Source organism: Kocuria sp. WN036, from assembly GCF_002287015.1.
GTDB classification, from domain to species: domain Bacteria; phylum Actinomycetota; class Actinomycetes; order Actinomycetales; family Micrococcaceae; genus Kocuria; species Kocuria rosea.
On sequence record NZ_NSKF01000016.1, the window covers coordinates 25,499 to 50,821 of the forward strand.

The following is a 25,323-nucleotide window of genomic DNA, read 5'->3' on the forward strand; positions in this document are numbered from 1 at the left end:
GGCCCCGGACATAGGGTGGGTGCCATGAGCGAGCCCTGTGCCCCGACCGTCCCCGTCCCCGTCGACACCGTGCGCGCGGCCGTGCGCGCGGACATGCCGCGGACCCTCGAGCAGCTCGTCGAGCTGGTCGCGATCCCCGGCATCGCCTGGGAGTCCTTCGACGCCGCGCAGCTCGAGCGCAGTGCGGTGGCCGTGGCCGGCGTGCTCGCGGACGCCGGCCTGGAGGAGGTGGAGATCCTGCGCGTGCCCCTGGGCGACGGGCCGGGACACCCCGCCGTCGTCGCCCACCGCCGGCCCGCGCCCGGCCGGCCGACCGTGCTGCTCTACGCCCACCACGACGTCCAGCCCCCGGGCCGGCGCGAGCTGTGGGACTCCGAACCGTTCGTCGCCGAGGAGCGCGACGGCCGCCTGTACGGGCGGGGCGCGGCCGACGACAAGGCCGGGGTGATGGCCCACGCCGCCGCCCTGCGCGCCGCGACCGCCCACCGCGGCGACGACTTCGGCCTCGGCGTGACCGTCTTCGTGGAGGGGGAGGAGGAGGCCGGCTCCCCGTCCTTCCGGGACTTCCTGGAGGCCCACCGGGAACGGCTGGCCGCGGACGTCATCGTCATCGCGGACTCCGCCAACTGGGAGGTCGGCGTGCCCGCCCTGACCACGAGCCTGCGCGGGATGGTCGGCGCCGTCGTGGAGCTGTCCGTGCTCGAGCACGCCGTGCACTCGGGCATGTACGGCGGCCCGGTCCTGGACGCGCCCACGCTGCTGGCCCGGCTCATCGCGACCCTGCACGACGACGACGGCGCGGTCGCCGTCGAGGGGCTGCTCGCCGAGGACCGCACCGACCTGGTCTACGACGAGGAGCGGTTCCGGGCCGACGCGGCGGTCCTGGAGGGCGTCCGGCTGGCCGGGCGCGGTTCGATCGCCTCCCGGCTCTGGACGCAGCCCGCGCTGTCGGTCACGGGCATGGACGTCACGCCCGTGGACACCGCCGCCAACACCATCGCCGCATCCGCCCGCGCGAAGCTGAGCCTGCGCACGGCGCCGGGCCAGGACCCCGCCGAGGCCGCGGAGGCCCTCCGGCGCCACGTGGAGGAGCACGCCCCGTTCGGGGCGCACGTGCGCTTCGAGCTCGAGGAGACGGGACAGTCCTTCCGCACCGACATGAGCTCGGAGTCCGCGCGGATCGCCCGGTGGGCGCTGGGGGAGGCGTGGGGCCGGCCCGCCGTGGAGACGGGCATCGGCGGCTCCATCCCCTTCACCGCGGACCTCCTGGAGGTCTATCCTGAGGCCGGCATCCTCATCACGGGCGTCGAGGACCCGGACTCCCGGGCGCACAGCGCCAACGAGTCGCTGCACCTGGCGGAGTTCGAGCGCGCGGTGGTCGCGGAGACGCTGATGCTGCTCGCCCTCGACGACGCCGCCCGCCCCGGGCGGCGGATCCGGGAATGAACCCGATCGCCTATCCGTTGTGCCCGTGACAGACCCGCCGCCGGTCCGACCCCGTGCGGCACCCCTCCACAGAAAGTGAGCATCATGAGCGTCACGACCGAGAACGGCGCCGCAGTGGACGGCCTGCCCACCCACGGCGTCCAGCTGACCGACGTCGCGTCCCAGAAGGTCCGCGCCCTGCTCGAGCAGGAGGGCCGCACCGACCTCCGGCTGCGCGTGGCGGTCCAGCCCGGCGGCTGCTCGGGCCTCATCTACCAGCTGTACTTCGACGAGCGCATCCTGGACGGGGACTCCGTGCGGGACTTCGGCGGCGTCGAGGTCATCGTGGACAAGATGAGCGTGCCCTACCTCGAGGGCTCCACGGTCGACTTCGAGGACACGATCTCCAAGCAGGGGTTCTCGATCGACAACCCCAACGCGGGGGGTTCCTGCGCCTGCGGCGACTCCTTCCACTGAGTCCGTCCGCTCCTCCCGATAGGCCCGTCGTCCGTCCGGACGGCGGGCCTCTCGGCGTTTCCGGGGGGTCCCGCGGACCGCTCCAAGAGGGGCCTCCGAGCGCCGCGCGGAAGCTGACACTGTGTCACCAGATGTCAGCGACACGGGGTAAGCTCGGAGGGAAACATTCCACCTGACTGTGTCCGGGCTCTTCGAATCGGGGCCTTCGGCGCGCAGACGACGAGCACGAGAAGAAGAGGAAGGGCCGTCTGTGAGTTCGCACACACGAACCGACAGCCTCCGGCGCCGCACGGCGAAGGTGTCTGCGGTAGCAGTCCTGGCAGCAACCGCGCTGACGGGTTGCTCGGAAGAGGCGAAGCTCGGCTGGATGCCCACCGAGCGTGGCACCACCGACAACGCCGACATGATCCTCGACCTGTGGGTCGGGTCCTGGATCGCGGCCCTCGTCGTGGGACTGGTGACCTGGGGCCTCATGCTCTGGTGCATGATCGCCTACCGCCGGCGCAAGAACGAGACCGGCTACCCGCGCCAGGTGGCGTACCACGCCCCGCTCGAGGTCTTCTACACGATCGTCCCGATCGCCCTGATCATGTCCCTGTTCTTCTTCACCGAGCGGACCCAGGCCGAGATCACGGCCCAGCACGACAACCCGGACGTGACCGTCCAGGTCTACGGCAAGCAGTGGGCCTGGGACTTCAACTACCTGACCGACGACGTCTGGGACACCGGCATCCAGGGCCACCTCGACGGCGAGGAGGGCGTCCCCGAGCGGGTGCCCACCCTGTACCTGCCCGTCGACAGCGACGTCGAGCTGCAGGTCACCTCCCGCGACGTCATCCACTCCTTCTGGGTCCCCGCGTTCCTCGAGAAGGCGGACATGTTCCCGGGACGCACCAACAACATCAGCATCACCACGGGCCGTGAGGGCGAGTACTTCGGCAAGTGCGCCGAGTTCTGCGGCGAGTACCACTCGGAGATGCTGTTCAACGTCAACGTGGTCAGCCAGGCCGAGTACGACGCCCACATCCAGTCCTTGCGCGACGCCGGCCAGACCGGGGCCCTGGGCGAGGAGTACAGCCGCGACTCCTACCCGGGCGCGGACGACCAGCAGCAAGAATCTTTTAACAACTAAGGAGTACCGGTGTCCACACTCGAGTATTCACGGGACGAGGCAGCCACTGTCGCTCCGCGCGTGGTGCCCCGGTCCAAGGGACGGATGGTCGTCAACTGGATCACGTCCACCGACCACAAGACGATCGGGTACATGTACCTGATCTCCTCGTTCGCCTTCTTCTGCATCGCCGGCGTCATGGCGCTGCTGATCCGCGCCGAGCTCTTCGAGCCGGGCATGCAGATCCTGGAGACCAAGGAGCAGTACAACCAGCTGTTCACCATGCACGGCACGCTGATGCTGCTGATGTTCGGCACCCCGCTGTTCGTCGGCTTCGCCAACGTCATCGTCCCGCTGCAGATCGGCGCCCCCGACGTCGCGTTCCCGCGGCTCAACGCCCTGGCGTTCTGGTTCTTCCTGTTCGGCTCGCTGATCGCCACCGCCGGGTTCCTCACCCCCCAGGGCGCGGCCTCCTTCGGCTGGTTCGCGTACACGCCGCTGAGCAACTCCTCGTTCTCGCCCGGCGCCGGTGGTGACCTCTGGGTCTTCGGCCTCGCCCTGTCCGGCTTCGGCACGATCATGGGCGGCGTCAACTTCATCACCACGATCATCGCGATGCGCGCCCCCGGCATGACCGTGTGGCGGATGGGCCTGTTCACCTGGAACACGCTCATCACCTCGCTGCTCGTGATCATGGTGTTCCCGCCGCTGGCCGCCGCGCTGTTCGCACTGGGCATGGACCGGACCCTGGGCGGGCACATCTTCGACCCGGCCAACGGGGGAGCGGTGCTGTGGCAGCACCTCTTCTGGTTCTTCGGCCACCCCGAGGTGTACGTGCTCGCGCTGCCGTTCTTCGGCATCGTCTCCGAGATCATCCCGGTGTTCTCCCGCAAGCCGCTGTTCGGCTACAAGGGCCTGGTGTTCGCGACCATCGCGATCGCCGCCCTGTCGGTGACCGTGTGGGCTCACCACATGTACGTCACCGGGGCCGTGATGCTGTCCTTCTTCGCGTTCATGACCATGATGATCGCGGTGCCCACCGGCGTGAAGTTCTTCAACTGGATCGGCACGATGTGGCAGGGCTCGATCACCTTCGAGACCCCCATGCTGTGGGTCCTGGGCTTCATGTTCACGTTCCTCTTCGGCGGCCTGACCGGCGTCATCCTGGCCACCCCGCCGCTGGACTTCCACGTCTCCGACTCGTACTTCGTGGTCGCCCACTTCCACTACGTCATCTTCGGCACCGTGGTGTTCGGCATGTTCGCCGGGTTCTACTTCTGGTGGCCCAAGTTCACCGGCAAGATGCTCAACGAGCGGATCGGCAAGATCCACTTCTGGCTGCTGTTCCTCGGCTTCCACATGACCTTCCTGATCCAGCACTGGCTGGGCGTGGACGGCATGCCGCGCCGCTACGCGGACTACCTGCCGGAGGACAACTTCACCTGGATGAACCAGATCTCCACGGTCGGGGCGATGCTCCTCGGCGTCTCGATGATCCCGTGGTTCTGGAACGTCTACACGACCTGGCGCAACGGCACCAAGGTCGAGGTCGACGACCCCTGGGGCTTCGGCGGATCGCTGGAGTGGGCGACGTCCTGTCCGCCGCCGCGGCACAACTTCACCTCGCTGCCGCGCATCCGGTCCGAGCGGCCGGCGCTGGACCTGCACCACCCGGAGCTGGCCGCGGAGTCCCCGCAGCAGTCCCCGGTCGACGACGGCGCCATCGCCACGCGGAAGGGCTGAGCATGAAACTCTCCATCAAACTGTTCATCCTCATCGGGGGCTTCAGCCTCCTGGTGGCCGTGGTCTACGGCTTCCTCACGCGGTTCGACGAGCTCGTCGGGTTCCCGGCGCTGCTGGCCGTCGGCGCCATGTCCTTCATGCTGGCCGTCTACCTGTGGCTCGTGAACCGCAACACCGGTGGCGTCCTCCCCGAGGACAAGCTCGACGGCGAGATCGTCGAGTCCGCCGGCGAGTACGGACACTTCTCCCCGTGGAGCTGGTGGCCCCTGCTGCTCGGGACCGGCTGCGCCCTCGCGTTCACGGCGCTGGCCATGGGCTGGTGGATCCTCGGCCTCGCCGCCCCCCTGGCGGTGCTCGGCCTGGTCGGTCTGATCTTCGAGTACTCCCGCGGCGACCACGCCCACTGACACGGGCGGCTGAACGCCGACCGTCGACAAGGCCCCGGACACCCCATGTGTCCGGGGCCTTTCGCGTCCCCGCGCTGCGGGCGGCCGTGGCCCGTCCCGGGGGAGACCTGAGCGGGCCACAGCGTGCTTCGGGCACGAAGCTGACGGCGGGGGAGCCGCTGCCGCGGCAGGCCCTTGAGCAGGCCGGCGACGACGCTCCGTGCGACGGGTGCCTGGTGCCCCAGGGCCCGAGGCAGAACCTCGGGTGGAGCCAGGGCCGGGTTCCCGGGAACCGGGGCCCGCTGCCGCCCGCGACCTCGACGACACGGTCCGGAGCAGCGGCCCGGTCACTCCGCCACGAGCGGCCCGGTGCGTCGTCCAGAGGCTCCGGTGCGTCGTTCAGGGGTTCCGGCGCGATCGGACGGACGATGCCGGATGGCACGTGGTGCACCGGTCGAAGGTCGAGGCGCACGACCATCCCCGGGCGGTGCACCCTGGCGACCGTCCGTACTGCGTCCTCTGCCTGGTCATGGTGCGCCTCGAGCGGCTCGGTGTTCCGCGCGGGACCGTTCTCGACGCTGACCGGGTCGTCACCGCCGCGCCGCAGGCTCCGCGATGCCAGAGGACACGGAGCGTCCTCCCGCGTCCGTCCGGTGCCGGACCAGCCCGCCGGGCCTGGGGGCCGCCGGAGACGCCTCGGAGACGCCGGCGAGCACGGCGGCGACAACCGCCCCCGGTCGTCCGGGCCGCCCCGGCACGGGCTCTCAACGACCGCGCGGTGGCCATGGCGCATCTCCACGCCCGGCCCGGTGCATCGACCGGTGCCGATCCGGGCGCGGGCTCCAACGGTCCCGGGCTGGTACCGGTCGCTGCGGCCGCAGCGTCCCGCCAGAAGGGCGTGGACGCGGTCCTGCGGGCCTCCGGGGCAGCAGACCCGGGAGACTGCGGTTCGCAGATTCTGTCCCGCCGGAACGGCGCTGAGGGCCGTCGGAGGAGTACTGCGGTCATGTCTCCGATGTGTCCGACCGCCGACGACGGATCCACAGATGCGACAGGGCCCCGAGAGGAGTGATCCTCTCGGGGCCCTGTCAGGCGTGCTGCCGGCTCAGCGCACGAGCTCCCGGTCCTGGGAACCCGTGGTGAGGGCGTCGGCCTCGTGGTGGTGGTGCGCCGCCTCGAGCTCGGCGGGGGTGACGGGGGCGACACGGTCCTCGAAGAAGAAGCGGCTGATCCGCTCGCGCGTCTTCTCCGTGGCCGTGATCTTGCCCTTGGCGTTCGGCTGGGCCGGCTCGACCTGGTAGTCGGGCATGTTGACCAGACGGTACCGCTTGTACTCGTCGAGGGGCTCGTGCACCTCGATGAACTCACCGTGGGGGAGCTGCTGCACCCGTCCGGTCTCCCGGCCGTGGAGGACAATCTCCCGGTCCTTGCGCTGCAACGCCAGGCAGATCCGGCGGGTGATCATGAAGGCCAGGATCGGGCCCAGGAAGTACAGGGCGCGCAGCCAGTACAGGACGTCGTTGACGGCCAGGTTGAAGTGCGTGGCGATGAGGTCGCCGCTGGCCGCGATGAGCATGATCGTGTAGAACGTCACGCCGGCGGCGCCCATGGCGGTCCGGAACGGAGCGTTCCGGGGACGGTCGAGGATGTGGTGCTCCCGGTCGTCCTTCGTGACCCAGCGCTCGATCCAGGGCCACGCGGCCATGAGCCCGAAGAGCACCGCGAGCGGCGCCATCGGCAGCAGCACGTTCATCGGGATCGACATGCCCCAGAACGTCCACTCCCAGTTGAACGGCCAGGTGCCGGGCATGAGGCGCACGGCGCCGTCGGTGAAGCCCATGTACCAGTCGGGCTGGGAACCGGCCTGCACCGGGGAGGGATCGTACGGACCGTAGTTCCAGATCGCGTTGATGGTGGTGGTGCCCGCCATCAGGGCCATGATGCCGAACACGATGAAGAAGAACCCACCGGCCTTCGCCGCGTAGATCGGTCCCACGGGGAAGCCGACGACGTTGTTCTCGGTGCGGCCCGGGCCGGGGAACTGGGTGTGCTTGTGCACCACGACCATGAACAGGTGGACGACGATCAGCATCAGGATGATCGCCGGGATCACGAGCACGTGGAGGATGTAGAGGCGCGCGATGATGTCGTGGCCCGGGAACTCGCCGCCGAACAGGAACATCGACAGGTAGGCGCCCACGATGGGGAGTGCCTTCAGGATCGCGTCGGCGATGCGCAGCCCGTTGCCGGAGAGCACGTCGTCGGGGAGCGAGTAGCCGGTGAAGCCGGCGACGATCGCGAGCAGGAACAGGGCGACGCCGACGAGCCAGTTGAGCTCGCGCGGCCGGCGGAAGGCGCCCGTAAAGAACACGCGCAGCATGTGCACGGACACGGCGGCGGCGAAGACCAGCGCGGACCAGTGGTGGATCTGGCGCAGGAAGAGACCGCCGCGGATGTCGAACGAGATGTCGAGCGAGGACGCGTAGGCCGCGGACATCTCGACGCCCTGCATCGGGACGTAGGAGCCCTCGTACTCCAGGGCCGCCATCGACGGCTCGAACCACAGGGCGAGGAACGTGCCGGAGAGCAGCAGGATGACGAAGGTGTACAGCGCCACCTCTCCGAACATGAAGGACCAGTGGTCCGGGAAGATCTTCCGGCCGAACTCCTTGACGATCGGCGACATGCCGACACGGGTGTCGACGAAGTTGGCGATCCGGCCGGTGCTCGTCTGGGGCTTGTACTCGTAATCAGTGGACGTGGACATCAGTTCGCCTCACCCTGCATCTCCTCGACATGGGTACCGCGCTGCGAGTAGGTCGGACCGACCGGCTCCTGGAAGTCGCTGCGGGCCACGAGGTAGCCCTCGTCGTCCACAGTGATCGGCAGCTGGGGAAGGGGCCGGGCAGCCGGCCCGAAGATGACCTCGCACTCGTTCGCGAGGTCGAACGTGGACTGGTGGCACGGGCACAGCAGGTGGTGGGTCTGCTGCTCGTAGAGCGCGACCGGGCAGCCGACGTGGGTGCAGACCTTCGAGTAGGCGAAGATGCCGTCGACGTTCCAGTCGGCCCGCTCGGGCGAGACGTTGACGGTGTCCGGGTCGAGGCGCATGAGCAGCACCACGGCCTTGGCCTTCTCGTCGAGGTAGCCCTCGTTGTGCCCGATGGCGCTCAGGTTCTCGGGGACCACGTGGAACGTGGATCCGAGGGTGACGTCCGAGGCCTTGATGGGGGTGCCGGAGGGATCGCGCACCAGACGGATCCCCTCGTCCCAGAGGGTCTCCTTGAGGACGTCCAGATCGGTCGGGCCGAGGTCCCGCAGCAGGCCGACGAACGGCAGGGGAGCGAGCACGGCCGCGCCGATGAGGGTGTTGCGCAGCAGCGGCCGGCGCTTGATCCCGGACTCGTCGTAGATCGTGGTCAGGATGCTCTGCGCCTCGGCGCGCTGCTCCTCCGTGCGCACCGCGTGCCGGTTCTCGACCAGCTCGTGGTCCGGCATGAGCGTGCGGGCCCAGTGGACGACGCCGAGACCGATGCCGAACATGCCCAGGGCCACACCGAGGCCCAGCAGCAGGTTCTGGAGCTGCAGGGCGCGTGTGGGCTCGGTGTTCGTGACGTCGTAGATGGGACCGTCGACACGGATGCCGAAGTACCCGACGAAGAACAGGATCGAGCCGAGGATCGAGATCAGGAACAGCAGGACGACCTGCCGTTCGGCGCGCTTGGCGGCCGTGGAGTCGACGTCCGTCAGGCGCGGGCGGTGCGGGGGCAGTCCGGGGTCGGGGAAACGCTCCATTGCCGTGGTGCCCGTGGTGGCAACGGTTCCCGACTGGTGGGGAGTGCCGTCACTGTGGCTTCCCATGTGGTCCCTCATTCTTCTCTTGGTGCAGTTGATCGTAGCTTCGGGGTCCGACATCCGCTGCCGGCACGGCCCGTCAGGCGGAGCGCGAGGTGAGCCAGACGGTGAACCCGATGATGACGGCGAGGCCGATGGTCCAGACGAACAGGCCCTCCGACACCGGGCCGAGGGCGCCGAGCCCGAAGCCACCGGGGTTGGGGCTGTCCTCGAGGGTCTTCAGGTACGTGATGACGTCCCGCTTCTCCTCGGGGGTGATGTTCGCGTCGTTGAACACCGGCATGTTCTGCGGGCCGGTCTGCATGGCCGTGTAGATGTGCCTCTCCTCGACGCCCATCAGGGAGGGGGCGTACTTGCCGCGGGTCAGCGCGCCGCCGGCACCGGCGGCGTTGTGGCACATGGCGCAGTTCGCGAGGAAGACCTTGGCACCATTGGCGGCGTTGCCCTGGGAGACGTCCAGGTACTCCTCCTCCGGCAGGCCGGGGCCGGCCCCGAAGGTGGCCACGTACGCGGACATCTGGCGGACCTGCTCGTCGTTGAACTGGACCGCCTTCTGCTCGGCCTGCGGGCCGTTGGCCTGCATGGGCATGCGGCCGGTGCCGACCTGGAAGTCGACGGCGGCGGCACCGACGCCCACGAGCGAGGGACCGGAGGGGGTTCCGGCGCCGTCGAGGCCGTGGCAGGTGGAGCAGTTCGCGACGAACAGCTTCTCGCCCTCCTCGATGTCCTGCGCGGTGTAGGACTCGGTCTGGGCCTTGGCCTCGTTGGTGGTGGTGGCGACTGCATAGAGCCCACCGCTGAGGAGCAGGGCCAGGACCATCAGGACCAGGACGGCCAGAGGGTGGCGTCGCTGCTGCGAAAGTGCCTTCACGTCAAACGTTCCTTTAACTCGGTGTTGGTTTGCTTGGTGCGTCCTCCGGGCGGCGCGGCCTACCGGAGGAAGTAGACCACGAGGAACAGCACGATCCAGACGACGTCCACGAAGTGCCAGTAGTAGGACACGACGATCGCCGAGGTGGCCTCGAAGTGCCCGAAGCGCTTGGCGATGAAGGCACGCCCCATGATGAACAGGAACGCGATGAGACCGCCCGTCACGTGCAGGGCGTGGAAGCCCGTGGTGATGTAGAAGGCGGAGCCGTAGGAGTTGGCCGGGATGCTGATGCCGTGGGCGACCAGCTCCGCGTACTCGAAGGACTGCACCGCCACGAAGATCGCGCCCATGATGAAGGTCAGGGCGAACCACTCGATCATTCCCCACCGGCGGACGTCGAACAGCCCGCCGGCCCGGCGGGGCTGGAGGCGCTCGGCCGCGAAGACGCCGAACTGGCAGGTCACCGAGCTCAGCACCAGGACGATGGTGTTGGCGAGGGCCAGCGGGATGTTGAGCTTGGCGGACTCCTCGGCCCAGAGCTCCGGTGCGGTGGAGCGCAGGGTGAAGTACATGGCAAAGAGGCCGGCGAAGAACATCAGCTCGGAAGCGAGCCACACGATGGTGCCCACTGAGGTGAGGTTGGGTCGGTTGATCGACCCGCCTACCGGCTTGGCTGGGGTATGGGTTGCAGTCGTCACAGAGACATTATGTCGCCAAAACTCCCGGTGGACCAACCAGGGGCGGGGTCGGGCGGTTCGCGTGTCCGGGTGGCGGGGGCCCCCGCTGACGAGCCGCGCCGTCTCCTCGCGCGTCCGGGCGCGGGAGGCCGGGGATCAAGGGGCCTCCGAGCCCGGGATGTGATCCGTGTCACAAGTCCTCGGCGAGGGGCATCCTCCGCCCGGCCGCCCGTTCGGGCCGGTCCGGCGGCGGGCGATACGATCGGGGGCGTGAACACGACGACACCGACGACCGCCCCGCACTTCGAGTGGCCGGACCTGATCACCGCCCTGATCTCCGGCACCGATCTGACCCGCGACCAGGCCTACTGGGCCATGGACACGATCATGTCGGGCGAGGTGTCCGACGTCGTCATCGCCGGCTTCCTCGTGGCACTGCGGGCGAAGGGGGAGACGGTCGAGGAGCTGACCGGGCTGGCCGACGCCATGGTGGGCAACGCCCGGCCGGTCGACATCCCCGGCCCGGCCCTGGACATCGTGGGGACCGGCGGCGACCGGCTCTCCAGCGTCAACATCTCCACGATGTCCGCCCTCGTGTGCGCGGGCGCCGGGGCCAAGGTCGTCAAGCACGGCAACCGTGCGTCGTCCTCGAAGTCCGGCTCCGCCGACGTCCTGGAGGCGCTCGGCGTGCGGCTGGACCTGCCGGTCGAGATGGTGGAGTCCGCGGCCCGGCACGTGGGCATCACGTTCCTCTTCGCCCAGACCTTCCACCCGTCGATGCGCTTCGCCGCGGCGGCCCGGGCGCAGCTGCGCGTGGCCACCGCCTTCAACTTCCTGGGGCCGATCACGAACCCGGCGCGGGTCGAGGCCTCGGCCGTCGGTGTGGCCGACCGCTCGCTGGCGCCGCTGATCGCGGGCGTCTTCGCGGCCCGCGGCGACCGGGCCCTCGTCTTCCGGGGCGGCGACGGCCTCGACGAGCTCACCGTGACGGCGCCCTCCGAGGTCTGGGAGGTCCGGGACGGGCGGGTCGACCACCACGACCTCGAGCCGCTCGACCTCGGCATGCCCCGGGCCACGATCGAGGACCTCCGGGGCCAGGACGCCCGGTACAACGCGGGCGTGGTCGAGCGGGTCCTGGCGGGGGAGAAGGGGCACGTGCGCAACGCCGTGCTGCTCAACTCCGCCGCCGGCCTCGTGGCCTTCGACACCGGCGCCGAGGGGTCCTTCCGGGACCGGATGGCCGCGGCGGTGCGGCGCGCGGAGGAGTCGGTGGACAGCGGCGCGGCCCGCGCCGTCCTGGACCGCTGGATCGCCCACACCGCGCGCTGAGGCGCCGCGCCGGCGGAGGGCTGACGACGACGGAGGCCGGCGGGGCGTTCCCCCGCCGGCCTCCTGCTGTCCGTGCGCTCGACCGCCGCGCGGGCTCCGGCCCGGCGGCACGAGGCCGGGCGACCGGTGCCCGTCAGTCGATGCCGAGCGAGAAGGCCGCCTCCAGGTCGTGCTTGCTGTAGGTCCGGAACGCGATGTTGGTGTTCGTGCCCACGACGCCCTCGACCTTGGAGAGCCGGTCGGCGATGACGTCCGCGAGGTCCTCGTGCCGGTGCACGCGCACCATCGCGATGAGGTCCCAGTCGCCGGTCACGGAGTACACCTCGCTGATGCCGGGGATGTCGGAGATCTGCTCGGCGACCTCGGGGATCCGGTCGGCGGAGGTCTTGATGAGGACGATGGCGGTGAGCATGGAGCACCTTTCGCGGGAGCGGGGCCGGCAGGACCGGCGGGACGGAGGGGTCAGCGCGGACGGCGGGAGCGGGCCGCGCGCAGCCCCGAGACCAGGGCGCGGGGGCCCAGCAGGAAGACGCCGAGCACCGCGAGCGTGACGAGGACGAAGCTCGGTGCCGTGCCCTCGCCGACGAGCAGGCGCAGACTCATGCCCACGGCCACGGTCGTCGACCACAGCGCGACGCCCCTCGGCCAGACGGCGAACGGGGCGCGGTGCACCCGCCACCCGATCCAGCCCAGCAGGAGCCCGGCCAGGAACGGCCACGCCGTGATGAGGAGGCCGGCGGCGTCCAGGGCGTGGGTGCTGCGGCCCAGGCCGGCGAACAGCAGGACGAGCAGCACGTCCACGGTCAGCGCCGCGGCCCAGGGACCGGAGTGCGTGGTGCGTTCCTCGGGGCGGGCGGTGAGGAGGGCGGACGTGTGCATGCTGGCAGTCTAGTGCGACGTCCACGGGTCGCGATCCGGGACTCCCGAAGCCTCAGGTGCACCTTGAGGGTTGAGGGCTGCGGGCGACAAAAGTCTCAACCTTCCACCAGGGGTCGATGGTCCGGGCCCGGAAGACAGGGAGGGATGCCGGGCCGCCTCGGGTGCCGGACTCGTGTCGGAATGCGGGACGGCGGGGTGGTTGAGGAGTACCACATCCTCGTGCGGCGCGGCGTCCCGGTGGAGCGGCCGGTGCGACGAGCGGCGGAGGTGTGTGCGACAGGGGATGCTCGGGAGTGGTACATAGCGGGTGGAACGGGCCGGAGGGGAGCCTTCGCTCCACGCTACTTTACATAATGTGGATTATCGGCGCTTTGCGGAGCAGGCTGTCCGGGGGGCAGCGCTCAGCATCCGTGTCCGCGCACGCCGTCGTTCCGGCTGTTCCGGTGAGCTCCGGACGCTCGGCTCTGCCGTGACGACACGACCCCGTCCTGCAGCGCGGATTCATCGCGCGGCTCCGGGGCCGGCAGGAGCGACCCGCCGTGAGATCCCGGACGACGACGGGCCGGTGGGCCGTGGGCCTCTCCGCCGCCGGGCTCGTGCTGGGCTCGGTCGCGCCCGTCCTGACAGTCGTCCGACAGGACACTGGCACCGAGCCCGCGCTCGTCGTCGTCGCGCCGATGCTCGCAGCACCGTTACGACACGGCGGACCGGCCGTCCCGCTCCGAACAGACCGGCGCCTCTCCCCTGTCGACGCCGTCAGCAAGCCGATGTCCTCGTGTTGCGCCGCCCGGCCCTCCTTTTGTGGCCACTTGTGGGGGGATTCCCCCGTCGACCCGGCCTCGGGGGCCGGCCGCCGATACGCTCGCCGTGGCCGACCTGAATTCGCGTCGGCAAATTCTTGGTTCAAGGGGAGGACATCCGTGGGACGACGGAACACTGTGATCGTGACGGACGGCCGGGGGCGCCGGCTGGTGACCTCCGTGCTGGCCCTGTCGGTGCTGGCCCTGGCCGGCTGCGGACAGGACGACGCCTCGGACGCGCCCCCCGCGACCGCCTCCGGATCGGTCGCCCTCTCCCCCTCGCACGGCGGCCTGCAGGGCGGGAACCTGGTCCTGGCGGACACCGGCGGGGGCACCGACGGCCCGGTCACCGTCCGCTTCGGCGAGACGGAGGTGGAGTGCGAGTTCGACGACCGCTCCGCGCGCCACGCCTGCGTGGCCCCGGCCCGCGGGACCCCGGGCACGGTGGAGGTCTCCTTCGCCTCCGGCGGGAGCGACGTCGGGGAGAAGACCGCCTACACCTACACGACGCAGGGCACGCAGGACATCCCCCTCCTCACGGTCAACACGGAGACCGTGCGCAGCAACGCCGAGGCGATCCGGGCCGACTTCCCGTCGAACGTCCAGCTCGGCGCCGTGCTCAAGAACGGCGAGCCCGTGGACGTGTTCGGCAAGGTCATCGAGGACGCCGCCGAGGTCGACTACATCTTCGTGCCGAAGCTCGACGACGCCATCGCCCTGCGCGAGGCCGGCGTCGAGGCCAAGATCGCGGTGCTCTACGTCGCCCAGATCGAGGACATCCCGCTGCTGATGCACTACGACGTGGAGGTCGCCGCCACGGACCCCGCCTGGGTCGAGGCGGCGGAACAGGTGCTGTCCACCACGGGAGGGACGCTGAAGGTCCACCTGTGGGTCGACACGGGAATGGGGCGCGAGGGCGTCGTGCCCGAGGAGGCGCTCCCCCTGGCCCGAGCCGTCGAGGACGCCCCGCACCTGGAGCTCGCCGGCATCGCCACGCACTTCTCCACCGTCACGGCGGAGGACAAGGACGCCATCGAGCGCAACGACACGGCCAACACCACGGTGGCCCAGAAGAACCGCTTCGACGGTGCGGTGGCCGCGATCCGGGACGCCGGCCTCGGGCAGGACGCCCTGATCCACGCGGGGGCCAGCGACGTGCTGGACCAGGAGATCGACTCCCTCTACTACGACCTGCTGCGGGTCGGCGGCATGTTCTTCGCCAGCAGCCCGCCGGAGACGACCCTCTACTCCTGGACCACGGAGCTGAGCCAGGTCAAGACGCTCCCCGCGGGCTGGTGCATCGACTACGGGTGCACCGAGCCGACCACCGAGCCCAAGAAGGTGGGTCTCGTCAACCACATCCCGTCCCGGGAGAACGAGCTGACCTACACGGTCGGCGGCAAGCAGGTCCCGGTGCTGCTCGACCACGGCACGGTCCTGACCCTCGACCTGTCCGAGGTGCCGGAGGCGGCCGCCGGGGACGAGGTGGCCATCGACTTCAGCGCGGAGGCCTTCCACCTGCTCGACGCCACAGCACCGCTGCCGGTGACGACCACCGGCGGGTGACCGGCGCCGTTCAGGACCGACCGGCCGGGTCCTCGACGTCGTGGTCCAGCACGAGGTCGGCGTGGAAGTCCCGCGCCAGCTCCCGGGCGCGGGCGGCCCGGCGCGCGGAGGCCTCCGGCCCGACGGTGAGGTCCACGTAGACGACGGGCCGGCCGCAGGACTCCTCGAGCCGGGCCCGCAGCACCTCCGCCCGGTCGTCGCCGGGCGCGCAGCGGCCCGTGCCGAGCAGGACGAACGCGCGCTCGAAGTCGGGCTCGGCGGGAACGCCCCGCGCGATCAGGGCGGGCAGCCGGGACTGCAGCGCGGAGAGGCCGACCACGGCGGTCGCCGTCCCGGCGAGCCAGGCGCCGGCGGCGGAGACCGCCACCGAGGTGATGAGTTTCATGGATCTCCTCCTCCCGCGTGCCGGGGGTCTGTGGGGCGGACCGGCACCGGGCCGGACCGACGGACGGCGGCGTCCCGCGGTCCCGGGAGAGTCCGGCGCGACCACCGTAGAGATCCCAACGCCCCCGGAACAGCGCCTATTCCGGGGACCCCGGCCGCGGCCCTGCCGCCACGCCGCTCCAGCGTCCTGTCAGGCCCGTGGGGCAGAATGGGTCCAAGGCGAGGGTGCCCTCGCGGACGCGGATTCGGAAGGCCGGGGACGGACATGTGGGAGTGGCTGGTCGAGAACTCGTGGGTCCTGTGGCTGATCGTCGTGATCGCTCTGGCCGCCGTCGAGATGCTCACCCTGGACTTCCTCTTCCTGATGATGTCCGCCGCCGCGCTGCTGGCGTTCGGGGTGAGCTGGGTGACGGACAACTTCGTGCTCCAGGTGGTGACGTTCGCCCTCGCCTCGGTGCTGCTCATCTTCGCGGTGCGGCCGGTGGCCCTGCGCCGCCTCAACCGGTCCACGCCCGGGACCGCGTCCAACGCCGCCCGGCTCATCGGCCTCCCGTGCCAGGTCCTGGACCCCGTGACCGGCCGCAGCGGGCTGGTGCGCCTGGAGGGCGACACCTGGAGCGCCCGCTCCGTCACCGGCGAGCAGCTGCCCCCCGGCACCGACGTCTTCGTCCACGACATCGAGGGCGCCACCGTCCTCGTGGCCCCGTACCCCGCGCCGGCCGCCGACGGCGGGCCGGCGCCGCGCCCGTCCTTCTGACCCCCAAGACCGCACCGGCCCGGCGGGAACGCCGCCCGGAGCGGCACCACCGAGAGAGGCACCCGTGGACCTAGCCGTCATCGTCCTGCTCGCCATCCTGGTCGTCCTGGTCTTCATCATCCTGCTGAGGTCGGTGCGGATCATCCCGCAGGCCCGGGCCGGGATCGTCGAGCGACTCGGCAAGTACCAGAGCACCCTCACCCCCGGTCTGCACTTCCTCATCCCGTTCGTGGACCGTCTCCTGCCCCTCATCGACCTGCGCGAGCAGGTCCAGTCCTTCCCGGCGCAGTCCGTGATCACGGAGGACAACCTGGTGGTCGGCATCGACACGGTCGTCTACTTCCAGGTCATGGATCCCCGGGCCGCCACCTACGAGATCGTCGACTACATCCAGGCCGCCGACCAGCTGACGTCGGCGACCCTGCGCAACGTGGTGGGCGGTCTGAACCTCGAGGAGGCGCTGACCTCCCGCGACAAGATCAACGCCGAGCTGCGCGGGGTCCTGGACTCCACCACGGGGCGCTGGGGCATCCGGGTGTCGCGGGTGGACATCAAGGAGATCACTCCCCCGCCGTCCATCCAGGACTCGATGGAGAAGCAGATGCGCGCCGAGCGGGAGCGCCGCGCGGTGATCCTCACGGCCGAGGGCGACAAGCAGTCGCGGATCCTCATGGCCGAGGGCCAGCGGCAGGCGGCCATCCTGTCCGCGGAGGGCGAGGCGAAGGCCGCGATCCTGCGCGCGGACGGCGAGGCCCAGGCCATCCGGAAGGTCTTCGACTCGATCCACCGGGCCCGGCCGACCCAGAAGCTGCTGGCCTACCAGTACATCCAGACCCTGCCCAAGGTCGCCGAGGGCAGCGCCAACAAGGTGTGGATGATCCCCGCCGAGCTCGGCGACGCCCTGCGGGGCGTGGGCGACTTCCTCTCCAGGCCGGACGAGGACGGCCCGGACCGGACCTGGTCGGACGCGGACGAGATGCCGGAGCCCGAGTCCGCGGACGAGCCCCTCGTGAAGCCGGACGCCGTCCGGGTGACGGAGGAGGACCTGCAGCCCAACCTGGAGCGCACCACCGTCGACCCGGACGAGTTCACCATCCCCCGGCCCTCGACCATCGACCCGGAGGCCCCCGTGCGCCTCGACGACCCGATGCCGCCGCAGGACGGCCCGGCCGCCCGCTGACGCGGCGGACCCGGGCCCCGGGGAACAACCCCGGGAGCCCGTGCGTTGCACCCAGCGGATCCCGGGTCCGTGCGACCCGCCGTCAGCCCGAGCGTGCGCCACTGCCGTGGCCACCGTCAGTTATGGAGGAACCACCACAATGAGCGACCGCAGCCTCAGGGGAATGCGTCTGGGCTCCCAGTCCATGGAGACCGAGGCCGGTGTCGAGCCGGCCCCGCGCCAGCGCGTCGAGTACCGCACCGCGGACGGCGAGAAGGTCACCGTCACCTTCGCGGCGGAGGCCGAGATCCCGCCGGTGTGGGTGTCGAAGACCGGCAAGGAAGCGATCATCGTCAACGGCGAGAAGCCGGTGAACCCCAACGAGAAGCACCAGCGCACGCACTGGGACATGCTCCTGGAGCGGCGCAGCACGGACGAGCTCGAGGAGATCCTGGCCCAGCGCGTCGAGTTCTACCGGGAGAAGCACGCGATCTGATCCTGTCGCCCGGCACATGCGGAGGGCCCCACCCGGTTCGGGTGGGGCCCTCCGCATGTGCCGGGCAGCGCGCCGGTCAGAGGCTCAGCGGCGGGTGAGCTTGCCCGCCAGGGTCCTGGCGCGGGCTGTGAGCCCCCACTGGGCCACGCGCACGACGGCCTCCCGGGTCACGTCCGGGCTCATCTTGGACTCGCCCTCGGCGCGCTCCACGAAGGTGATGGGCACTTCGACGACGCTCAGGCCGGCCCGCTCGGTGCGCCAGCCGAGATCGATCTGGAAGCAGTAGCCCTTGGAGTCGACGGTCTCGAGACCGATCCGTTCGAGGGTCTCGCGGCGGAAGGCGCGGTAGCCGGCGGTGATGTCGTGGATCCGGGAGCCCAGGAGCGTCCGGGCGTAGAGGTTGCCGCCGCGCGAGAGCAGCTGGCGCTGCAGGGGCCAGTTCACGGTGCGCCCGCCGGGGACGTAGCGGGAGCCGATGGCCAGGTCGGCGCCGCGCTCCACGGCGTCCAGCAGCAGCGGGAGCTGCTCGGGCTGGTGGGAGCAGTCGGCGTCCATCTCGACCAGGACGTCGTAGTCCCGGGCCAGGCCCCAGCGGAAGCCGGCGATGTACGCGGCGCCGAGGCCCTCCTTGCTGGTGCGGTGCAGGACGTGGATGTTCCCGTCCGCGGCGGACATCTCGTCGGCGAGACGGCCGGTCCCGTCCGGGCTGTTGTCGTCCACCACCAGCACGTGCCCGTCCGGGACGGCCTGGCGGAGCCGGTCCATCACGGTCGGGAGGGACTCGTGTTCGTTGTAGGTGGGGATGACGGTCAGTACGCGCACCGGGTGGTTCCTTTCGAGGTCTGCCTGCCGCACCACAGGGCAGGCTCCCTCGTCTTCGGACCAGTCCGGCCCTGAGGGGATGCCGGCCTGTTTTCTAAGGACGAGCGAGCCCACCCGGCAGCAGTTGCCCAGCCTAACCTGCCCCGCGCCTGCGACCAAGATCCGAACGCCGCGGGGTGGCCGGGCGCCCCGCGGCTCAGAACCCGGCGGAGCGGTACAGCTCGACGCCGTCGAGCACGGTCTGGCGGCACACGGGCAGGGACGCGCCGTCGAGCGCGGGGAGCAGGGGGGTGCGGGCGCGCGGGTCGGTGCTCCAGGCGGAGCCGGTCCCCTCGGCCTGCTGCACCATGAGGGCCTCGACGTCCCACACGGCGAACGTGGCCGGGGTGCCGGGCGCGAGCTGGCCCTGCATGGGGTCGGGGTGCCGGGCGGCCCGCCACGCGCCCCGGGTGGAGGCGAGGAACGCGGCCCGCGCGGAGATCCGCTGGTCCGGGTCGTGGTGCTGGAGGCAGGCGCGGACGGTCTCCCACGGGGACAGCGGCACCACGGGGGCGTCGCTGCCGAGGGCCACCGGGACCCCGGCGCGGTAGAAGGAGGCCATCGGGTTCATCGCGGCCGCCCGGTCGGCCCCGAGGCGCTGCTCGTAGAGCCCGCTCGGTCCGCCCCAGGCGGCGTCGAAGCCCGGTTGCACGGACACGGTCACGGCGTGGTGGGCGAGCCGCTCGATGCCCTCCGGGTCGATCATCTCGGCGTGCTCCAGGCGGTGGCCGGCGCTGTGCAGGGCCCGCTCCCCCACGAGCGCCTCGGCGCGGTCGAGGCCGTCGAGGACGATGTCCATCCCGGCGTCCCCGATGACGTGGAAGCCGCCCTGCAGACCGGCCTCCGTGGTCGCGGCGAGGTGGGCGGCCACGGCCGCGGCGTCGAGGTAGCGGTCCCCCAGGTCGCCGGGGGCGTCGGCGTAGGGGGCTCGCAGCGCGGCGGTGCGGGAGCCCAGGGCGCCGTCGACGCACAGGTCCCCGGCGAGCCCCACGAGCGACTCCCGCCGCTCCACGGGGCGTCCGAGCAGGTCCGCCAGGGCGGTGTCGAACCGCTCCGCCACCGCCAGCGCCTCCTGGGCCGTGGCCACGAGCTCCCCCCGGTAGGGCAGCACGCGAGGAGTGGCGCCCTCGGCGCCGACCCCGTGGTTGGCGAGGGCCGTCAGCCGCACGAGGTCCTCGAAGGGGGCGACCTGCTCGGCGTTGGCCTCGACGAGGGCCACGTAGCCCTGGGCCGCGGCGTGCCGCAGGGCGAGCCGGTGCAGCTCGGCGCGGCGCCCGGCGTCGAAGTCGAGGGCCGCGGCGCGCACCCGGTCGTGGGCCAGGTTCTCCACGCGGCCGTCGCCGAGCCACCCGTCGGTCCCGGCGAGGCCCAGCCGCCGGGCCAGGGACGAGGACACCACCCCGGAGTGGACGTCGATGCGGGTCAGGTAGACCTCGCGCCCGCCGGCGGCCCGGTCGAGCTCCTCCGCCGTCGGCGCCCGGCGCTCCGGCCACACGGACTCGTCCCAGCCGGAGCCGAGGACCGGGCCCGTGCTCGTGCGCGCGGCACCGGCCACGGCGTCGAGCACCTCGTGCAGGGATCCGGCCGCCGTGAGGTCCAGGGTGGACAGCGCCAGGGCGGTCTCGGTCACGTGCACGTGGGAGTCCACGAACCCCGGGGCCAACAGCCGCCCGTCGAGGTCGACCACGTCCATGGAGGAGTCCTGCAGGGACTGCGCCGCCTCCTCGGAGCCGACCCAGGCCACGCGGGTGCCGTCGACCAGCAGGGCCGTGGCGAACGGGTCCGCGGGGCTGTAGACGGAGCCGTTGCGGTAGAGGACGGGACGGGCGGGGACGGTGGTGCTCACGGGTCTCCTGTTCGGGGGCGGTGGTGCGCGGGGGTCGTGCGGGGCGGTCGTGCCGGTGGACGGGGCGGCGCGGGGCGGGAGGGCGCGGCTCAGTCCTCGAACGCGGAGTGGGCCACCACGCCGCGGCGCACCAGCGCGATCGCGCGCTGGCACTGGGCGCGAGTGCCGGCGTCGAGGAGATCGATCTTGGCGAGCTGGTCGAGCATGTCGATCACCTGCTTGGCCCAGCGCACGAAGTCGCCGGCGGCGAGCTCCGTGCCGGACAGGGCCGCGCTCAGGGTCGCCCCGCGCGCCCATAGGTGCATGGCCTCCACGAGCCCGAACTCCGGCTCCGCGGTGGCCGGGAGGTGGTGCTCCTGCTCGCGGTCGGTGAGCAGGGACCAGTTGCGCACCACGGTCTGTGCGGCCCGGTCCATGGCGGCGGTCGGCAGGACCGGCTGGATCCCCTGCTCCTCGCGCTTGGCCTGGTAGACGAGCAGGGTCACGAGCCCCGCGGTGGCGGCGGGGTCGAGGTCGTCGAGGAAGCCGTCGCGCAGGCTCAGGGCGAGGAGCAGGTCCCGGTCCCCGTAGATCCGCCGCAGCTGCTCGCCGGCGCGGGTCGGCCGGACCTCCCCGTCCGGGAGGGTCTCCAGGTAGCCGAAGGAGCCCAGCACCTCGGAGACGCGGTCGAAGGTCTTGGCGATCGTGTTGGTGCGGCTCTCGATCTGGCGCAGCAGCCCGTCGGTGTCCCGGCGCAGCGTCCACCAGCGCTCGGCCCAGCGGGCGTGGCTCTCGCGGTCCGAGCAGCCGTGGCAGGGGTGGCCGCGCAGGGCCTTGCGGACCTCCGTGATGCGCCGCTCGGCGGCGCTGGTGCCGCGGTCGAACTGGATGGTGTGCCCGCGGCCGCCGCCGCGCGGGGGCCGGTGCTCGTGCAGGGCGTTGCGCACGGACGAGGCGAGGTCGCGCCGCTCCTTGGGCGTCCGGCCCGTGAACTGCTTGGGGATCCGGATCCGCGAGACCGGCTCGAGCGGCCCGTCCAGGTCCTGGGCCCCCACCCGGCGCAGCTGGTGGTCGAGGGTGAGGATCGAGGGGCGTGGGTCGTCCCGGTTGGGGTCGGTGGACAGGATCACGGCGTAGCCGGCGTTGCGCCCCCGCGGGATCTCGACGACGTCCCCCGGCAGCAGGTCGTGCAGGGACGCGACGGCGTCCGAGCGCCGCTGCCGGGAGCCGGCCTTCTCCTCGGCGCGCTCCAGGTCCTTGAGCTCGCGGCGCAGGGCGGCGTACTCGGAGAAGTCCCCCAGGTGGCAGGTCATGGCCTCCTCGTAGCCCTTGAGGGACTCCTCCTGGGAGCGGACCCGGCGCGCCAGGCCCACCACGGAGCGGTCCGCCTGGAACTGGGCGAAGGACGACTCGAGGATCTTGCGGGAGCGGTGCGCGCCGAACTGGGCCACCAGGTTCACGGACATGTTGTAGGTGGGCCGGAAGCTCGAGTTCAGCGGGTAGGTGCGCTTGGAGGCGAGACCGGCGACGGCGTGCGGGTCCATCCCGGGCTGCCACAGCACCACGGCGTGGCCCTCGACGTCGATCCCCCGGCGCCCCGCGCGCCCGGTGAGCTGGGTGTACTCCCCCGGCGTGATGTCCACCCGGGACTCGCCGTTGAACTTGTCGAGCTTCTCGAGCACCACGGAGCGGGCCGGCATGTTGATGCCCAGGGCCAGGGTCTCCGTGGCGAAGACGGCCTTGACGAGCCCCTCGGCGAACAGCTCCTCCACGAGCTCCTTGAACGCCGGCAGCATCCCCGCGTGGTGGGCGGCCACGCCGCGCAGCAGGCCGTCGCGCCACTCGTAGAAGCCGAGGACGTTGAGGTCCGCGGCCTCGAGCGAGGCGGCGGTCTCGGCCACCCGGGCGCGGATGGTCTGCTGCTCCTTCTCGCCGGTCAGCCGGATGTCCGCGGCGACGCACTGCTGCACGGCGGCGTCGCACCCGACCCGGGAGAAGATGAAGGTGATGACGGGCAGCAGGCCCTCGGCGTCGAGGCGGCGGATCAGCTGCGGGCGGGACACCCGGCGCGTCTCGGGGCTGGGCCGGAAGCCCTCGCCGCCGTTGCGGCGGGAGAACCGGTCCCGGGAGCGTCCCCCGGGCCCGCGGCCGCCCCGGCGGCCCCCGCGGGGGTGCTCGGCTCGGGCGAGCTGGAGCAGCTCGGGGTTGACGTCGGGCTCGTCGCTGCCGGGCCCCTCGAGCCGCTCGGCGGCCTCCTCCACCGTGGTGTCGTCCAGGAACAGGTCGAGCAGCCGCCCGCCCACCTGGACGTGCTGCCACAGCGGCACGGGCCGGTGCTCGGAGACCACCACGTCCGTGTCGCCGCGCACCGTGTCCAGCCAGGCCCCGAACTCCTCGGCGTTGGAGACGGTCGCGGACAGGGACACCAGCTGGACGCTGTCCGGCAGGTGGATGATGACCTCCTCCCACACGGCGCCCCGGAAGCGGTCGGCGAGGTAGTGCACCTCGTCCATGATCACGAAGCCCAGGTTCAGCAGGGTGGGCGAGTCCGCGTACAGCATGTTGCGCAGGACCTCGGTGGTCATCACCACCACGTCCGCCTCGGAGTTCACCGAGGTGTCGCCGGTGAGCAGGCCGACCCGCTCGGCGCCGAAGGCCCGGGAGAACTCGTGGAACTTCTGGTTGCTGAGCGCCTTGATGGGCGTGGTGTAGAAGGCCTTCTGCCCGCGGGACAGGGCCAGGTGGACGGCGAACTCCCCCACCACGGTCTTGCCGGCGCCGGTCGGCGCGGCGACGAGCACCCCGCGGCCCTCCTCGAGGGCCCCGCAGGCGGTCGTCTGGAAGTCGTCCATCTCGAACTCGAGCCGGTGCTGGAACACGGCGAGCTCGGTCCTCGCGTGGGCGGCCCGCTGCTTGGCGGCCAGGTATCGGTCGGCGTAGGAGGACATGCGTCCAGCCTACTGCTCGACCCGGACGTGGCCGGGTCCACCGGGGGCCCGTTCGCGACGGGCCGAGCGGGTCAGGTGCGGAACCCGCCCTCGGGGTCGTGGCCGAGGCGGCCGAGCTCGTCGGCGGGGGTCGCGACGTCGGCCGACGCCCCCGTGCCCGCCGCGAGGCGGGCCTCCTTCCGGGCCCGCCGGCGGTCGAGGAGCAGGCACAGCCCGACGGCCACGAAGAAGAGCGTGAGCAGCGGCACGGCGAGGTAGAACATGGTCATCGGGTCGGGGCCCGGGGCGGCCATCGCGGAGACCACCATCACGAGGACCACGACGATCCGCCAGCTCTTGAGCACCGTGCGCCCGGAGAGCACGCCCAGCATGTTCAGGCCCACCAGGAACACGGGCAGCACGAAGGCGACGCCGAAGGTCAGGATCAGCTGGAGGAAGAACCGCAGGTACACGTCCGCGGAGATGAAGTTGGTCCCGCCCGCCGGGGTGAACGCGGTGAGGGCGTAGACGGCGGTGGGCAGGGTGAGCACGGCGACCGCGATGCCGCCCAGGAAGAGCGGGACGGCCGCGGCCAGGAAGCCGACCGCGTAGCGCCGTTCGGTCCGGTGCAGGGCCGGCGTCACGAACGCCCAGAGCTGGTAGAGCCACACGGGGCTGGCCAGGACCAGGCCGAGCACCAGGGAGACCTCCACCATGATGTTGAAGGACGAGCCCACCGCGGAGTAGTTGATGGAGGCCTCGCTGCCCTCCGCGGAGGCCAGCCGCTGCAGGGGCTCCGTGATGTAGGCCATGAACGGGATGTACAGGAAGAACCCGCCGACCATGCCCACCACGGTGGCGACCGCGGACTTGATCAGCCGGTTGCGCAGCTCCCGCAGGTGCTCGGCCAGGGCCATCTGCGCCTGCGGATTGGCCTTGCGCGCGGTCCGGCGCTTCTTCGGACCGCGGGGGGACTGCGAGGACATGGGGACCTTCGGGACTCGGGGCCCGCCCGGGGCGGCGGGGCCGGTCGGGCGGCCCGCTCCCCGGGCGGGGGCGCGGACCGGCCGGTGCGGCGGATCGGGGCGGCGGCGGACGCCGGGAGAGGGGGCGAGGGGTCAGGCCGGAGGGCGGCCGGGGTGCTGCTCGGGGTCGCGCGGGGTGTCCGTGCCGGAGGCGGTGCCGGTGGCGCCGGGGTCACGGTCGGTGCTGCCGTCCCGGCCGGGCGCCACGGCCTTGCCGTCGATGACCACGTCCGAGCCGTCCGGCTGGTCGTCCTTCTTCATCTCCTTGACCTCGGACTTGAAGATGCGCAGCGACTGGCCGAGGCTGCGGGCCATGCCCGGGAGCTTGGGCGCGCCGAACAGCAGCAGGATCACCAGCAGGATGATCAGGATCATGAAGGGGCTGTCGAAGAGCCTACCCATGGAACATTCCTTTCCGTTCAGCCCGGCGGAGGTCGCTGATCCGCTGCGGCTGGCCCATCCGGTCCTTGCGCTCGATGCGGCGTCTCAGACGGGCGGTTTCTCGTTGGTCACGGCCGACCCGGTAGTCGGCCACGGCTTGCCCCACCGGTGTGAACAGGGCCGGGTCCGGGGCGGCCCGGACAGGGCGCTGCACCCCGGCGGCCGCGTCGTCCCACCGCTGGGCGAACTCCCCGGCCACCGTCTCGGTGTCCCGGAGCAGGACGAAGAAGGTCTTCACCAGCCGCCACAGCATCAGTCCGAGGAACGCCGCGCCGAGCAGGACGAGGACCGTCCACAGCAGGACCCAGGACCACCAGAGCATGCCCTCC

The 25,323-nt window shown here is 71.4% G+C and carries 23 protein-coding genes; 10 read left to right on the plus strand and 13 right to left on the minus strand.

All coding sequences use genetic code 11. The features are described from left to right. Positions 1–24: 24 nt before the first annotated feature. The 5 genes from CK505_RS11050 (at position 25) to CK505_RS11070 (ending at position 5,163) form a co-directional block, all read left to right on the plus strand. On the plus strand, positions 25–1,446 hold the full coding sequence (locus tag CK505_RS11050) for a dipeptidase (protein ID WP_017833989.1): 1,422 nt from the start codon (positions 25–27) through the stop codon (positions 1,444–1,446). Between the two features lie 84 nt (positions 1,447–1,530). Then, the gene (locus CK505_RS11055; protein WP_017833990.1) at positions 1,531–1,902 is read left to right on the plus strand and encodes an iron-sulfur cluster assembly accessory protein; all 372 of its coding nucleotides are present in this window, start codon (positions 1,531–1,533) and stop codon (positions 1,900–1,902) included. 250 nt (positions 1,903–2,152) lie between these two features. Beyond that, positions 2,153–3,034, plus strand: coding sequence for a cytochrome c oxidase subunit II (gene coxB, locus CK505_RS11060; protein ID WP_031283271.1), 882 nt, complete (start codon positions 2,153–2,155; stop codon positions 3,032–3,034). Positions 3,035–3,043: 9 nt separating this feature from the next. Continuing rightward, positions 3,044–4,756 (plus strand): cytochrome c oxidase subunit I, encoded by a 1,713-nt coding sequence (ctaD, locus tag CK505_RS11065; protein WP_095651087.1) that lies wholly within the window; start codon positions 3,044–3,046, stop codon positions 4,754–4,756. 2 nt (positions 4,757–4,758) lie between these two features. Continuing rightward, positions 4,759–5,163: a cytochrome c oxidase subunit 4 gene (locus tag CK505_RS11070; protein ID WP_017834559.1), complete on the plus strand. Its 405-nt coding sequence runs from the start codon at positions 4,759–4,761 to the stop codon at positions 5,161–5,163. Between the two features lie 1,084 nt (positions 5,164–6,247). Here CK505_RS11070 and CK505_RS11075 read toward each other — a convergent pair. From CK505_RS11075 to CK505_RS11090, 4 genes are all read right to left on the minus strand, one after another. Then, positions 6,248–7,909, minus strand: coding sequence for a ubiquinol-cytochrome c reductase cytochrome b subunit (locus tag CK505_RS11075; RefSeq protein ID WP_095651088.1), 1,662 nt, complete (start codon positions 7,907–7,909; stop codon positions 6,248–6,250). Next, on the minus strand, positions 7,909–9,003 hold the full coding sequence (locus CK505_RS11080; RefSeq protein ID WP_176475324.1) for a ubiquinol-cytochrome c reductase iron-sulfur subunit: 1,095 nt from the start codon (positions 9,001–9,003) through the stop codon (positions 7,909–7,911). Before CK505_RS11080 ends, CK505_RS11075 begins: the two co-directional genes overlap by 1 nt. Before the next feature lie 73 nt (positions 9,004–9,076). Then, positions 9,077–9,868 (minus strand): c-type cytochrome, encoded by a 792-nt coding sequence (locus CK505_RS11085; RefSeq protein WP_095651090.1) that lies wholly within the window; start codon positions 9,866–9,868, stop codon positions 9,077–9,079. Between the two features lie 59 nt (positions 9,869–9,927). Continuing rightward, positions 9,928–10,566 carry a heme-copper oxidase subunit III gene (locus tag CK505_RS11090; protein ID WP_081994597.1) on the minus strand — a complete coding sequence of 213 codons (639 nt, stop codon included), beginning with the start codon at positions 10,564–10,566 and terminating at the stop codon, positions 9,928–9,930. A gap of 249 nt (positions 10,567–10,815) precedes the next feature. Between CK505_RS11090 and trpD the strand changes: the two genes are divergently transcribed. Continuing rightward, positions 10,816–11,874: an anthranilate phosphoribosyltransferase gene (trpD, locus tag CK505_RS11095; RefSeq protein ID WP_095651091.1), complete on the plus strand. Its 1,059-nt coding sequence runs from the start codon at positions 10,816–10,818 to the stop codon at positions 11,872–11,874. A 133-nt stretch (positions 11,875–12,007) separates the two neighbouring features. Here the strand turns inward: trpD and CK505_RS11100 are convergent, their stop codons facing one another. Beyond that, positions 12,008–12,286: an Lrp/AsnC family transcriptional regulator gene (locus CK505_RS11100; RefSeq protein ID WP_017833527.1), complete on the minus strand. Its 279-nt coding sequence runs from the start codon at positions 12,284–12,286 to the stop codon at positions 12,008–12,010. A gap of 50 nt (positions 12,287–12,336) precedes the next feature. After that, entirely contained in the window at positions 12,337–12,753 is a 417-nt protein-coding gene (locus CK505_RS11105; RefSeq protein WP_095651092.1) for a DUF3054 domain-containing protein, read from the minus strand. 944 nt (positions 12,754–13,697) lie between these two features. On the opposite strand from CK505_RS11105, the gene CK505_RS11110 reads away from it, so the two are divergent. Further along, positions 13,698–15,119, plus strand: coding sequence for an alanine racemase (locus tag CK505_RS11110; RefSeq protein ID WP_197722630.1), 1,422 nt, complete (start codon positions 13,698–13,700; stop codon positions 15,117–15,119). Between the two features lie 10 nt (positions 15,120–15,129). Here the strand turns inward: CK505_RS11110 and CK505_RS11115 are convergent, their stop codons facing one another. After that, positions 15,130–15,504, minus strand: coding sequence for a hypothetical protein (locus CK505_RS11115; RefSeq protein WP_017833524.1), 375 nt, complete (start codon positions 15,502–15,504; stop codon positions 15,130–15,132). A 264-nt stretch (positions 15,505–15,768) separates the two neighbouring features. Here CK505_RS11115 and CK505_RS11120 point away from each other — a divergent pair, with 264 nt between their 5' ends. The 3 genes from CK505_RS11120 (at position 15,769) to CK505_RS11130 (ending at position 17,915) form a co-directional block, all read left to right on the plus strand. After that, on the plus strand, positions 15,769–16,260 hold the full coding sequence (locus CK505_RS11120) for an NfeD family protein (RefSeq protein ID WP_017833523.1): 492 nt from the start codon (positions 15,769–15,771) through the stop codon (positions 16,258–16,260). A gap of 64 nt (positions 16,261–16,324) precedes the next feature. Continuing rightward, positions 16,325–17,440 (plus strand): SPFH domain-containing protein, encoded by a 1,116-nt coding sequence (locus tag CK505_RS11125; RefSeq protein ID WP_017833522.1) that lies wholly within the window; start codon positions 16,325–16,327, stop codon positions 17,438–17,440. Between the two features lie 139 nt (positions 17,441–17,579). Next, complete coding sequence (locus CK505_RS11130) at positions 17,580–17,915, plus strand: RNA polymerase-binding protein RbpA (RefSeq protein ID WP_031283042.1); 336 nt, start codon at positions 17,580–17,582, stop codon at positions 17,913–17,915. An 84-nt stretch (positions 17,916–17,999) separates the two neighbouring features. Here CK505_RS11130 and CK505_RS11135 read toward each other — a convergent pair whose 3' ends face one another. The 6 genes from CK505_RS11135 to CK505_RS11160 all read right to left on the minus strand — a co-directional run bounded on the left by CK505_RS11135 (position 18,000) and on the right by CK505_RS11160 (position 25,316). Then, the gene (locus tag CK505_RS11135; RefSeq protein ID WP_095651093.1) at positions 18,000–18,737 is read right to left on the minus strand and encodes a polyprenol monophosphomannose synthase; all 738 of its coding nucleotides are present in this window, start codon (positions 18,735–18,737) and stop codon (positions 18,000–18,002) included. 196 nt (positions 18,738–18,933) lie between these two features. Further along, a complete protein-coding gene (locus tag CK505_RS11140) occupies positions 18,934–20,622 on the minus strand; it encodes an amidohydrolase (protein WP_095651094.1) in 1,689 nt (562 codons plus the stop codon). A gap of 89 nt (positions 20,623–20,711) precedes the next feature. After that, positions 20,712–23,549: an RNA helicase gene (locus CK505_RS11145; RefSeq protein WP_017833518.1), complete on the minus strand. Its 2,838-nt coding sequence runs from the start codon at positions 23,547–23,549 to the stop codon at positions 20,712–20,714. A 71-nt stretch (positions 23,550–23,620) separates the two neighbouring features. Continuing rightward, entirely contained in the window at positions 23,621–24,445 is an 825-nt protein-coding gene (gene tatC / locus CK505_RS11150; protein WP_043738970.1) for a twin-arginine translocase subunit TatC, read from the minus strand. Between the two features lie 201 nt (positions 24,446–24,646). After that, on the minus strand, positions 24,647–24,955 hold the full coding sequence (gene tatA / locus CK505_RS11155) for a Sec-independent protein translocase subunit TatA (RefSeq protein WP_017833516.1): 309 nt from the start codon (positions 24,953–24,955) through the stop codon (positions 24,647–24,649). Next, positions 24,948–25,316, minus strand: a complete 369-nt coding sequence (locus tag CK505_RS11160; protein ID WP_017833515.1) for a hypothetical protein — start codon at positions 25,314–25,316, stop codon at positions 24,948–24,950. The genes tatA and CK505_RS11160 overlap by 8 nt, the downstream gene beginning before the upstream one ends. Between the last annotated feature and the right edge of the window lie 7 nt (positions 25,317–25,323).

Bases quoted from the DNA above. Each gene is read 5' to 3' on its own strand.
- CK505_RS11050 (WP_017833989.1), top strand. From the start codon at position 25: ATGAGCGAGCCCTGTGCCCCGACCGTCCCCGTCCCCGTCGACACCGTG.
- CK505_RS11055 (WP_017833990.1), top strand. From the start codon at position 1,531: ATGAGCGTCACGACCGAGAACGGCGCCGCAGTGGACGGCCTGCCCACC.
- CK505_RS11070 (WP_017834559.1), top strand. From the start codon at position 4,759: ATGAAACTCTCCATCAAACTGTTCATCCTCATCGGGGGCTTCAGCCTC.
- CK505_RS11075 (WP_095651088.1), bottom strand. From the start codon at position 7,909: ATGTCCACGTCCACTGATTACGAGTACAAGCCCCAGACGAGCACCGGC.
- CK505_RS11080 (WP_176475324.1), bottom strand. From the start codon at position 9,003: ATGGGAAGCCACAGTGACGGCACTCCCCACCAGTCGGGAACCGTTGCC.
- CK505_RS11100 (WP_017833527.1), bottom strand. From the start codon at position 12,286: ATGCTCACCGCCATCGTCCTCATCAAGACCTCCGCCGACCGGATCCCC.
- CK505_RS11105 (WP_095651092.1), bottom strand. From the start codon at position 12,753: ATGCACACGTCCGCCCTCCTCACCGCCCGCCCCGAGGAACGCACCACG.
- CK505_RS11115 (WP_017833524.1), bottom strand. From the start codon at position 15,504: ATGAAACTCATCACCTCGGTGGCGGTCTCCGCCGCCGGCGCCTGGCTC.
- CK505_RS11120 (WP_017833523.1), top strand. From the start codon at position 15,769: ATGTGGGAGTGGCTGGTCGAGAACTCGTGGGTCCTGTGGCTGATCGTC.
- CK505_RS11130 (WP_031283042.1), top strand. From the start codon at position 17,580: ATGAGCGACCGCAGCCTCAGGGGAATGCGTCTGGGCTCCCAGTCCATG.
- CK505_RS11145 (WP_017833518.1), bottom strand. From the start codon at position 23,549: ATGTCCTCCTACGCCGACCGATACCTGGCCGCCAAGCAGCGGGCCGCC.
- tatC (WP_043738970.1), bottom strand. From the start codon at position 24,445: ATGGCCCTGGCCGAGCACCTGCGGGAGCTGCGCAACCGGCTGATCAAG.
- tatA (WP_017833516.1), bottom strand. From the start codon at position 24,955: ATGGGTAGGCTCTTCGACAGCCCCTTCATGATCCTGATCATCCTGCTG.
- CK505_RS11160 (WP_017833515.1), bottom strand. From the start codon at position 25,316: ATGCTCTGGTGGTCCTGGGTCCTGCTGTGGACGGTCCTCGTCCTGCTC.